The 12,171-nt window shown below is 62.9% G+C and carries 7 protein-coding genes; all 7 read right to left on the reverse strand.

Going from position 1 to position 12,171, the window contains the following annotated elements; translation table 11 throughout:
• Positions 1-29 precede the first annotated feature (29 nt).
• A complete protein-coding gene (locus tag HZY77_RS04335; protein ID WP_296819121.1) occupies positions 30-2,510 on the reverse strand; it encodes a plasma-membrane proton-efflux P-type ATPase in 2,481 nt (826 codons plus the stop codon).
• A gap of 331 nt (positions 2,511-2,841) precedes the next feature.
• Entirely contained in the window at positions 2,842-3,846 is a 1,005-nt protein-coding gene (locus HZY77_RS04340) for a TIGR00341 family protein (RefSeq protein WP_296819123.1), read from the reverse strand.
• Positions 3,847-3,853: 7 nt separating this feature from the next.
• A complete protein-coding gene (locus HZY77_RS04345; protein ID WP_296819125.1) occupies positions 3,854-6,223 on the reverse strand; it encodes a phosphoketolase family protein in 2,370 nt (789 codons plus the stop codon).
• 13 nt (positions 6,224-6,236) lie between these two features.
• Positions 6,237-6,821: a hypothetical protein gene (locus HZY77_RS04350; protein WP_296819127.1), complete on the reverse strand. Its 585-nt coding sequence runs from the start codon at positions 6,819-6,821 to the stop codon at positions 6,237-6,239.
• Positions 6,818-7,435 carry a hypothetical protein gene (locus tag HZY77_RS04355; RefSeq protein WP_296819130.1) on the reverse strand — a complete coding sequence of 206 codons (618 nt, stop codon included), beginning with the start codon at positions 7,433-7,435 and terminating at the stop codon, positions 6,818-6,820. Before HZY77_RS04355 ends, HZY77_RS04350 begins: the two co-directional genes overlap by 4 nt.
• 27 nt (positions 7,436-7,462) lie before the next feature.
• Entirely contained in the window at positions 7,463-9,601 is a 2,139-nt protein-coding gene (glgX, locus tag HZY77_RS04360; RefSeq protein WP_296819132.1) for a glycogen debranching protein GlgX, read from the reverse strand.
• A 12-nt stretch (positions 9,602-9,613) separates the two neighbouring features.
• Complete coding sequence (glgP, locus tag HZY77_RS04365; RefSeq protein ID WP_296819133.1) at positions 9,614-12,160, reverse strand: alpha-glucan family phosphorylase; 2,547 nt, start codon at positions 12,158-12,160, stop codon at positions 9,614-9,616.
• Between the last annotated feature and the right edge of the window lie 11 nt (positions 12,161-12,171).

The following is a 12,171-nucleotide window of genomic DNA, read 5'->3' on the forward strand; positions in this document are numbered from 1 at the left end:
TCTCGCCAACCGGCAGCCTGCCCGGCGCTTCAGGCATGCGCCAAACCGGCACGCGTGTCCGGATCGAAGATCCGGTAGGCGGCGAGCTTGGCAAGATCATTGATGAAAAACCACGCCAGGGCATACCNCCACACCATGAGCGCCCAGCCCCAGCCCAGCGGCGTCATGAATACGCCGTAGACCGCGATCAACGTCGCCACCAGCTGCGTGCCGACCACCGCCAGCAACAGGATCGGTGCGGGACGTATCGACCAGAACGGGCCGCGCGTGCGGGTCAGGAAAATCGTCAGGTGCCCCGCGACGGACAGCTTCAGGTACATCAAGGTCTGGACATGCGCACGGTCAAGATGGAAGACGCGCTCGCCGAGATAGAACAGGCCAAAGGCGGAAACGACCCGGTCACGCCCAGCACCGTGGCGACGCCCAGTACGCTGGGNCATGTTCCAGGCTTCGGGCATGTTCTTGTAGTGCACGTTATCGTAGGCGATGGACAGAATGGCCCCGTCGTTGAGCAGGGCCAGCATCACGATCATCACCGCGGTCACCGGGTAAAAATTGAACACCAGGATGGACAAGGTCATGAACAGCAGTACGCGCAGCGTTTCCGTGATGCGATAGATTGCATAGCTGTTCATCCGCTGGAAAATTTTCCGGCTTTCCTTGATCGCGTCGACGATCACCGACAGGCCGGGCGTCATCAGCACGATGGACGCCGCCGCGCGTGCCGCATCCGTCGCGCCCGAGACGGCAATGCCGCAGTCGGCCTTCTTCAATGCAGNGGCATCGTTCACCCCATCGCCCGTCATGCCGACGATATGCCCGCGTTGCTGCAGGACGTCGACGATGTGGTATTTGTGTTCGGGAAAGACCTGGGCGAAACCGTCGGCGTTTTCGATGGATGCCGCCAGTTGTCCCGTTTCGTGGTGCCTGGTATCGCCAAAGCCGCTGGCATCGAGGAGGTTCGCTCCCAATCCCAGCTTGCCCGCAGTCTCGCGCGCGATGGCCAGTGCATCGCCCGTCACCATCTTGACGCTCACGCCCATTTCGCGCGCGGTTGCGATGGTCGCCCTGGCCTGCTCGCGCGGCGGATCGAACAAGGGCAATACGCCGACGAACTGCCATTGACCGTCGCCATCGGTTCGCGCCACGCCCAGGGAACGAAAACCGCGCGCCGCAAATTCATTGATGGCCTGATCGACAGCCGTGACGACCTCATCGGCATTGGCAGACAATTCCAGGATCACCTGCGGCGCGCCCTTGGTCACCTTGAATTCGTCGCCATCCGGTCCCTTGACGGTCGCCTCGGTGCGCTTGTGCACCGGGTCGAATGGCTGGAAGTGAAGCACCCCATAAGCCTTCAACGCATCCTTGTCTTTCAGCCCGCCCAGGACGGCCAGGTCGATGGTGTCCTGGTTGTCTGCGCGCGAGGCCAGTGCGGCGTCGAGGATGACCCGATCGGCCGGGATGCCATCGACGCTGAAGGGATCGCCCAGGGTCAATTTGTTCTGGGTCAGGGTGCCGGTCTTGTCCGAACACAACACATCCACGCCCGCCAGTTCCTCGATGGCCGCCAGGCNGGTGACGATCGCCTCTTTCCTGGCCAGCAGGCGCGCGCCGACCGCCATGGTCACCGACAGCACGGTAGGCATTGCAACCGGGATTGCGGCCACGGTCAGCACCAGGGCAAACTGCAGGGTGGTGAGAATGGGATCGTCGCGGAACAGCGCGACGGTAATGATGATCGCCACCAACACCACCGCGAGGACTATCAGGTAATTGCCGATTCTCAGCACCGCGCGCTGGAAATGGCTGGTTGTCTGCGCCCNCTGTACCAGTTGCGCCGTCTTGCCGAAATAGGTGTTCGTTCCCGTGGCATAGACCAGCGCGTCGATTTCGCCGGTGCGGACGATCGAGCCGGAAAATACCGCCTCGCCGGATGTGTGCGTGACAGGCAAGGATTCGCCGGTCAGCGCGGCCTGATCCACCTCGATCGGATCGCCTTCCAGCAAGCGTGCGTCCGCCGGCACGATATCGCCCAGACGCAGATGGATGACGTCGCCCGGCACCAGTTCACGCGCCGCCGGGGTGGTCCACTGCCCATCGCGCTTCACCTGGGCCTTGATTGCCAGTTTGGCCTTCAGCGCGGCAATGGCGTTGCCCGCCTGGTGTTCTTCCCAGAATCCGACCACGGCGTTGGCTAGAAGCAGCACGAGGATGATGACAAAGTCCGGCCAATGTTGGGCTACCGCCGAGAGGATGACGGCGGCTTCAATCATCCACGGGATGGGACCCCAGAAATAGCTGAGGAATTTCAGGAAAGCATTGGCCTGTTTCTCTTCCAGTTCGTTCGGCCCGTATTGCGTCAACCGCTTCTGCGCTTCGGCCTGGCTGAGACCGTCCGGCGACGACCCCAGTTNTTTCTCCACTTCCGGCAACGGCAGGGATTTCAGATCGTCATGTGCGCCGGGCTTCAATCCGGATGGCTCGGCCTGGTCACGATTGGCTTCCATATGGCTCTACTCCTGTCCTTGCACTGACACAGGGTTCCTGAGCCATCGGAATGGCTCCTGTTCGTACCCTTGGCATTCGCTGCATTGAATGAAACCGAAGCCGTTGCGCTTCTCTCAACCACGCCCCTACCGCGTCGACGTGACCAAGCTATTGACCGCCGCTTTCATGAATGGTTTGCAGAGCGTCGCCATGCCGTGCTGCCCATGCTTTTTCAGCCTCCGTTCATGCATCTCTACTACCCGATTCCCTGAGTCTCTGGCCGAACGTTGTCGAGAAGTTGAATACGATGCATGAAGGGAAACGGCATCACGGCTTCCTGTCCATGCCTGTTCAATTTTTGTGCAACAACAGGATCATGCCGCCCAATGCCGCCAATACCGCCAGCCACAACGTAATGGCGATGCGCGTGGCTTTCGAGGCGCGATCTTTCTCCCACCATGTCGCCGGACGAATGCCCTGCACCAGAAACGTCGTTACTCCAGCCAGATTCACGCAGATCAGATTCATCAGAAACAGCGACAACGCACCCATCGCCAGTACTGCATGCCCACTGCCAAGCAGCAGCCCGAACGCCACCAGCGGCGGCAATAGCGCCACGGCCACCATCACCCCGATCAAGATCGCCGACACGCCTGTCGTGAACGCCAGTGCCCCTGCCGCACCCGATGCCAAAGCCACGACGAGGTCGCCCAGCCCCACTCCGTCGCGCGATGCAATTTCCGGTATTGCCGGGTCCACCTGCAGCAGCACGCCGATGATCGTCGACAACACCATCGCCACCGAAATCCCGGCCAGGGCTGTCAGGAACGCACGCCGAAGCAGGGCCAGGTCGCCCAGGGTCGTAGCGAGTGCCAACGCCATGTTCGGCCCGAGCANGGGTGCGATCACCATCGCCCCGATGATGATCGCCACACTGTTGTAGTACAGGCCAACGGCCGCCACGATGGTGGACAACACCACCATCGTCAGATAGACCCGCGAGCACTGCGCGGCATCCTTGATGTCCTCGTACAACTCCTCGCGGCTGATCCGTTCCGGCGGTTTCTCCTGTGGAGCGGGCTGCTCGGGTTCTGGCTCTGGCTCTGGTTCAGCACGTGGCAAGGTCGCCTCGACAGCCAGAATCACCACCCGGTTGCCCTCTTTTCCGGCGTAACGTTCCCCCAACAGATCGAGCACGGCCTCGCTCTGTTCTGCATCCAGCAAGATCCTCACCAGCACGTCCCCATCGGGCAAGCGGATCTGCCGGTATTCGAGCGTCTTGTGCTCCTGGAGAAGCGCACGGATTTCCATGCCGTCCTGCTCCGGCAATACCATTTCGATCAGTCGCAGCGCCATCGCGGCGTCATCCTTTCCATTTCCAATCCTGAATTTCCGGCATGTCCTGGCCGTACTTGTTGATGTACTGCTTGTGCTCGATGAGCTTGTCCTTCAGCTGCTGTTTCAGGTAGACGCCCTTGTCGCCGGTCTGCGGCAGGCGGTCGATGGTGTCCATCACGAGGTGGAAGCGATCGAGGTCGTTCAGCACCGTCATGTCGAAAGGCGTGGTGATGGTGCCCTCCTCCTTGTAGCCGCGGACGTGGAAGTTGTCGTGATTGGTGCGGCGGTAGGTGAGCCGGTGGATCAGCCACGGATAGCCGTGGAAAGCAAAGATCACCGGCTTGTCGCGGGTGAAGATCTCGTCGAAATCCCTGTCGCTCAGGCCGTGCGGATGCTCCGTCTGCGGCTGCAGCTTCATGAGGTCGACGACGTTGACCACACGGATTTTCACGTCAGGCAGGCGTTCGCGCAGAATAGAGACGGCGGCCAGTGTTTCCAGCGTAGGCACGTCGCCGCAGCAGGCCATCACCACGTCGGGCGCGACGGCCTGATCATTACTGGCCCATTGCCAGATACCGACACCCTGGGTGCAATGCTTGATGGCCGCATCCATGGTGAGCCACTGCGGCGCCTGGTACTTGCCGGCGATCACGACGTTGACGTAATGCCGGCTGCGCAGGCAATGGTCCCAGACCGAGAGCAGGCAGTTTGCGTCCGGCGGCAGGTAAACGCGAACGATGGCGGCTTTCTTGTTGACGACGTGATCGATGAAGCCCGGATCCTGGTGGGTGAAACCGTTGTGCATCTGCTGCCAGACATGCGACGCGAGCAGGTAATTCAGCGACGCGATTTTCCGCCGCCACGGCAGGTCAGCCGTGACCTTCAGCCATTTGGCGTGCTGGTTGAACATCGAGTCGACGATGTGGATGAACGACTCGTAGCTGTTGAACAGGCCGTGTCGCCCGGTGAGCAGGTACCCCTCGAGCCATCCCTGGCACTGATGCTCGCTCAGCATTTCCATGACCCGGCCGTCCAGGGCGAGGAATTCGTCGTCGTCCTGCGTCCGTGCGTCCCACTGCCGATCAGTGGCCTCAAACACGGCATTCAGGCGATTGGAAAGCGTCTCGTCAGGGCCGAAGATCCTGAAATTGCGTTGCGCCCGGTTGAGTTTGACCACATCGCGCAGGAACACGCCGAGTTCGTGCGTGTCGGCCGCCGTCACGGCCCCGGGCGACGGCACCTTCACCGCGTAGTCCCGAAAATCCGGCATGATCAGATCACGCAGCAGCAGACCGCCGTTGGCGTGGGGATTGGCGCCCATGCGTCGCTCTCCTTCTGGCGCGAGTTCGGCCAGTTCCGGTTTGAGGCGGCCCGACTCGTCGAACAGCTCCTCCGGCCGGTAGCTCTTCAGCCACGCTTCCAACAGCCTGATGTGTTCGGGATGCTCGGCATCCACGGCAATCGGCACCTGGTGCGCACGGAAGGTGTCTTCGATTTGCAGGCCATCGACCACCTTCGGTCCGGTCCAGCCTTTGGGCGATTTGAACACGATCACCGGCCAGCGCGGGCGCATGGTGTTGCCGTTGACGCGTGCTTCGTATTGGATGCGCTTGATTTCCTCCATCGCGATGTCGAGCGTCGCCGCCATGGCCTCGTGCATCAGCGCCGGCTCATCGCCCTCGACGTAATAGGGCATCCAGCCGCAGCCGCGGAAGAACTGATCCAGTTCTTCCAGCTCGATGCGGGCGAAAATAGTGGGATTGGCGATCTTGTAGCCGTTGAGGTGCAGAATCGGCAGCACCGCGCCATCGGTAACCGGATCGAGAAACTTGTTGGAATGCCACGCCGTGGCCAGCGGTCCGGTTTCCGCTTCGCCGTCCCCGACGACGCAGGCGACGACGAGATCGGGGTTGTCGAACACCGCCCCGAAGGAATGGCTGAGCGAATAGCCCAGTTCGCCGCCTTCGTGTATCGAGCCCGGGCATTCAGGCGACGCGTGGCTGGGAATGCCGCCGGGAAAGGAAAACTGGAGAAAGAGCTTCTGCAACCCCGCCTCGTCCTGGCTGACGTTGGGATAGATCTCGCTGTACGTGCCTTCGAGATAGGTATGGCTCACGACGGCCGGACCGCCGTGCCCGGGGCCGGACACGTAGATCATATTGAGGTCGTATTTCTTGATGAGCCGGTTCAAGTGCGTGTAGATGAAGTTTTGGCCCGGCGTCGTGCCCCAGTGTCCCAGCAGCATGCGCTTCACGTCGCCCATCGCCAGCGGCCGCTTCAACAGCGGGTTGTCGTAGAGATAGATTTGCCCGACCGATAGATAGTTTGCCGCGCGCCAATAGGCGTCCATCCTGTTCAGCAGGTCCGGCGAAAGGGTCTTTGGCGTGGCATTCATGTGGGCTCCTTACTTATTCATCGAGGTCGAGAATGCGGCAGACTAATCGGGCGATCATCTGCTCTTCGTCCGTGCGGATGACGCGGACCCGCACCCTGCTGGCGTCCGTGGAAATCACGTCCGCGTCCACCGCGTTGCGCGCCGCATCCAGCTCGATGCCGAGGAAGCCGAGTCCCTCACCTATACGCGCACGAACGGCCGGCGCGTTTTCACCGATGCCGCCGGCAAAGACCAGCGTATCGATCCCGCCCAGCGCGGCAGCGTAGGCGCCAATCTGTTTCTTCGCCTGATAGCAGAACAGTGCCACTGCTTCTGCCGCGCGGACATCGTCCGCTTCGCGCGCGAGCAGGTCCTGCATGTCGGCGCTGGTCTCCGATATGCCGAGCAATCCCGATTCATGGTTGACCATATGATGGAATTGTTTCGCCGTCATGTTCTCGGTACGCGCCAGGTACCAGGCCAGTCCCGGGTCCAGATCGCCACTGCGGGCGCTCATGGGCAGACCCGCCGTCGGGGTGAAGCTCATGCTGGTGTCGACGCTTTTCCCTTCACGCACGGCCGTCACGCTCGCGCCATTGCCGAGATGCGCCAGGATCACCCGTCCCTGCGTGGATGGGGGCCCTCCAGCCGCGCGAGTTCTTCCATGAGGTAGGCGCAGGAGAGGCCATGAAAGCCGTAGCGCCGGACGCCCTGCGCGTCGTAACGCCGCGGGATCGTCAGCAGGCGGGCCACGCGCGGCAGGTCATGGTGGAAGGCGGTATCGAAGCAGGCGATCTGCGGAACGTCCGGGAAACGGCGATGGAACGCCTCGCTCAGAAGAATTTCTTCCGGCAGATGCTCGGGGTCGAACGGACTCAGTTGATGCAAGGCTTCAATCATCGTCGGCGTGATCCGCTGCGCTTCCCAGTACGCGGGCCCGCCATGCACCACACGGTGGCCGATGGCGGCCAGTGCCCCGCTTGCGATCTGGCCCTCGATCCAATCCATCAATACGCCGACCGCGGCCGTGTGATCCGGGGCGGACACGGGACGCGAAAAGACATCGGCACGATTCGGTCCCTGCACCGTAAACATGGCGGCCGGCATGCCGATCCGCTCGATCCTGCCTCGCAGAACCCGATGCAGCGACGTTCCCGTGTCGAACAAGGCGAACTTGATGCTGGACGAACCACCATTGACCGACAGGACGAAGGACTTTTCAGGTTTCAGCATAGATCGAATTCCCCGGGTGGAAGGGCGTCATCTTCGCGTTGCGAGGACGACGCCCGAGCGCGGTGCGACCTGATAGACCGCGGACGCATCCAGACGCGGCGCCGTGCCCGGCGAGGCGATATCCTCGGGTGCCGGGCGATGCGTATCCACCACCCGATGCCAGTGCCGGTCATCCGGCGCCTCGGGTACGCGAAAGTCGACGCCCTCGCTGCCGGCATTGAATATCAGGAACAGGCTGTCATGCGCGTCTTCATGTATCCGGCAAGCCAGTTGCCTGGCCGACGAATCGAACCAGTCGGGCACGTTGCCGTCCGGGCCGAACCACTGGATCTCCGCTTCCGTATAGAACCGTTCCCGGCTCAAGACCGGATGCACTCGGCGAAAGGCGAGCATTTCGCGCACGAATCGATGGAGCTCCCGGTGCTGTTCGAGTAGACGCCAGTCAACCCAGCTCGTCTCGTTGTCCTGGCACCAGGCGTTGTTGTTGCCGCCCTGGGTGCGACGAAACTCGTCTCCGCTCAGCAGCATCGGCACGCCGCGCGAGATCAGCAGCGTCAGCAGGAAATTCCTGATCTGGCGGCTGCGCATCGCCTCGATCGCGGGATCCGTCGACTCGCCTTCGATGCCGCAAGCGTCGCTGAAGTTGGCGTCGGTTCCGTCACGGTTGCCCTCGCCGTTCGCCTCGTTGTGCTTGGTGCGATAGCTCACCAGGTCGTTCAAGGTGAAGCCGTCGTGGCAGGTGACGAAATTGATGCTGGCCTCGGGGCCTTTGCCCGACTGCGCATAGATGTCGGCGCTGCCGCAGAGGCGGCTGGCAAAGAAGCCGAGCATTCCCTCATCGCCGCGCCAGAAACGCCGCACGTCGTCCCGGTAGCGGCCATTCCATTCTGCCCAGCGCCGTTCGGAGAAACTGCCCACTTCGTAGGCGCCGGCGGCGTCCCACGCCTCGGCGATGAGCTTCACGTCCCGCAGGATCGGATCCTCGGCGATCCGCTCGAGCAACGGCGCACTGGCCAGCAGCCTGCCCGTGCCGTCACGGCCGAGAATCGACGCCAGGTCGAAACGGAATCCGTCCACGCGCATCTCCACCACCCAGTGGCGCAACGCTCCCAGGATGTGATCCCGCACCACGGGATGATTGGCGTTGACGGTATTGCCGGTGCCCGCATAGTTCCTGTAATGGCGCAGGTCCGGCGCCAGCATGTAGAAGATCGCGTTGTCGATCCCGCGAAAACTCAAGGTCGGCCCCAGCTCGTTGCCTTCCGCCGTATGGTTGAAGACGACATCCAGGATCACTTCGATTCCGGCCTGGTGGAGTGCACGCACCATCTCCTTGAATTCCAGCGTCTGTTGGCCCTGGCCACCCGCGCTGCTGTAGGCGGCCTTCGGTGCCAGAAAGGCTACGGGATCGTAGCCCCAGTAGTTTCTGAGCGGTGCGCCCGTTTGCGGATTGCTGACCGGAAGCTGCCATTCGTTGAACTCGTGTACCGGCATCAGTTCCACCGCCGTCACGCCCAACTCCTTCAGATAAGGGATCTTTTCCATCAAGCCGCGGTAGGTGCCCGGATGGTCGACGCCCGCAGTGGGATGGACGGTGAAACCGCGGACATGAGTTTCGTAAATCACGGTCTCCGACCAGGGGCGCCTGGGCGGCAGGTCGTCATGCCAGTGGAACGGCTCGTGGATGAACACGCATTTCGGCATGGCGCCGGCGTCGTCCACCGGGGAAGGCTTCGAATCTGACGCCGCTGGATCGTATCCGCGCGCCGACCCGAAATCCCAATGCGAGTGTTGCGAGATCGCCGTCGCGAAGGGGTCCAGAAGCAGTTTGCGGAAATTGAAGCGATGGCCGTCCTGGGGCCGATACGGACCGTCGACACGATAGGCATACAGCTGGCCCGTTTGTATCCCCTGCACCCAGACATGCCAGACGTCGCCGGTGCGGTTGCGGACCGGATCCAGATCGATGGCCCGAGCCGGCACGGCATCATGCGCCCGATCGAACAATTCCAGCCGAACACGGCTGGCATGACGGCTGAACAGGGCGAAGTTCGCGCCCCCTTCGGACGCATNGGACCCCAGGGGCAAAGGCACGCCCCGCCGTATGTCGGCACGCTCGGACACCTCTGCGGCGTAGTCGTGCAGCGGGCGTTCCGGGGCGCTCACGATCGACCGGCCTCAACGTTGCCAGAGGATATGCGCATCTTCCAGCGGGACCGCCAGGCTGTCGTGGAACGGAATGAGGCGCGCCGTGTAGTCCGTCGCCGGACGGCTTGCCGGGACCGCGGCATGATACGCATAGCCGTTGGCCGCCCCCACCAGTTGCCGCACCCGCTGCATCGCCACCCGCACGGAGGGCGCGCCGTCCACTCCATTGGCATACAGTTCGACCCGCACCGTATCGGGATCGACGTCGTCGAGGTACAGCTGGATCTCGAATACGTGCCGTCCATCCGCGCTGTCCAGTTTGACTTNCCCAAACCGCAGGGCCGTCCAATCCTGTTCCAGCGTGTGCCGCATTTTCACCAGTTGCGCACCGAGTGCGCCCTGCTCGGCAGCGCGCGCGAGATAGGCCGAGGCGGCCGGGAGATAATGCTGCTCGGTGTATTCACGCACCGCACGGTTGGTGGAGTAGCGCGGCGTCAATTGCGCCATGCTTTCCCGCATCCGCGCCACCCAGGCGCCGGGAATGCCCTGCTCGTCGCGCGTATAGAACTCCGGGATCACTTCTCGCTCGAGCAGGCCGTAGAGCGCGTCGGCTTCGGCCGCATCCCAGGCCGGATCGTCATCATGCTCCTGGCCATCCCCCAGCGCCCAGCCCACTTCCGGCGTATAGGCTTCCGCCCACCAGCCGTCCAGTTCCGACAGGTTGATGCCGCCATTGACCAGCACCTTCATGCCACTCGTTCCGCACGCCTCCCAGGGGCGTCGCGGCGTGTTGAGCCAGACGTCCACGCCCTGCACCAGGTGTTCGGTCAGGTGCATGTCGTAGTCGCTGAGGAAGATCACGTGCGGGCGCGCCTCGGGACGGCGGATGAAATGGATCCATTGCTGGATCAGGGCCTGTCCGGCCAGGTCGGCGGGATGGGCCTTGCCGGCGATGATGAGTTGTACCGGGCGTTGCGGATTGGACAGCAGGCGCAGCAGGCGTTCCGGATCATGGAGCAACAGGTTCGGTCGTTTGTACGTCGCGAAACGGCGGGCAAAACCCAGCGTCAGGGTATTGCAGTCGAACAGGTGCTTCGCCTCGGCGATGGCTTCGGGCGGCGCACCGGATGCCGTAAGCTGCCGGGACAGGCGTTCGCGCGCGTAGTCGACCAGGGATGCGCTGGCGGCCGTGCGGAACTCCCAGAGCTTGGCGTCGGAGACCCGGCGTATGTCCTGCTCCAGCGTACCCGATCCATCCAGCCAGCGGTCCTTGCCGCAGGCTTCCGTCCACAGCACGTCGGCCGCGGCCGAGTCCCAGGTCGGCATATGAACACCGTTGGTCACATGGCCGACGGGCACTTCGTCCACCGGCCAGTGCGGAAAGAGCGGCGCGAACAGATGCCGGCTCACCCGGCCGTGCAGGCTGCTGACGCCATTCACCGCGCCGCTTCCGCGAATCGCCAGATACGCCATGTTGAAGGGTTCCGAGGCGTCGTTCGGGTTCTGTCGGCCCAGGGCCAGCAAGTCATGGCGCGTGATGCCGAGCTTCTGCTCGGCGTATCCGCCCAGATATTGCTCGACCAGGGCCGGCGCGAAACGGTCGAATCCGGCCGCGACCGCCGTGTGCGTGGTGAAGAGATTCCCCGCGCGGGTGACGGCGAGCGCGACCTCGAACGGCTGCCCGTTCGCCTGCATGAAGCTGCAGGCGCGTTCCAGCACGGCAAAGGCCGCATGCCCTTCGTTCAGATGACAGACTTCCGGCTGGATGCCGAGCGCCTGGAGCAGCCGCCAGCCGCCGATTCCCAGCAGCATTTCCTGCTTCAGCCGCAACTCGGGGCCGCCACCGTATAGCTCGCTGGTGATGCCGCGATGCGCGGGATAGTTCGCGGCGTCGTTGCTGTCCAGCAGGTAAAGCTTCACGCGGCCGACCTGGACCTGCCAGGCGCGCAGCCAGACCGAGTATCCGGGCAGCGCGATTTCCAGCCGCAGCCACTCTCCATCCGGTTTGCGCAGGGGCGTGATGGGCAGCTGTCCGGNGTCGTTGTAGGGAAAGCGCGCCTGCTGCATGCCGTCCTTGTCGATCTCCTGGCGAAAATAGCCTTGCTGGTAGAGCAGCCCCACCCCGATGACTGGAATACCCAGATCACTGGCCGCCTTGAGCTGATCGCCCGCCACGTTGCCGAGCCCGCCCGAATAAATGGGCAAGGCCTCGCTCAACATGTATTCCATGCTGAAGTAGGCGACACAGCCGAGTTGTGCGTGTGGGTGGGTCTGCTGAAACCACGCCGGTGCCTCCCCGGCATTCCGTCGTGCCTGCACGAGCGCGTCGAGGTTCTTGCGGAAAGCGGGTTCGGCCAGCACGCCTCGCAATTTCTCGCGTGACACCGTCTGCAACACGACCCAGGGATTCCGCGTCAGTGCCCAGAGTTCGGGGTCCAGTTTTCGCCAGACGGGGTCGGTGGCGTGGTTCCATGACGAACGCATATCCAGGGCCAGTTCGGCCAGGGAATCGAACCCCTCGATATCCGTGGGAAGCAGCAGTTCCTTCGGATGGCCGGATGGGGTGGGGTCATTCATGCTCGCTCCTT

Source organism: Thiobacillus sp. (genome assembly GCF_013693775.1).
In the GTDB taxonomy this organism is placed as follows: Bacteria; Pseudomonadota; Gammaproteobacteria; order Burkholderiales; family Thiobacillaceae; genus Thiobacillus.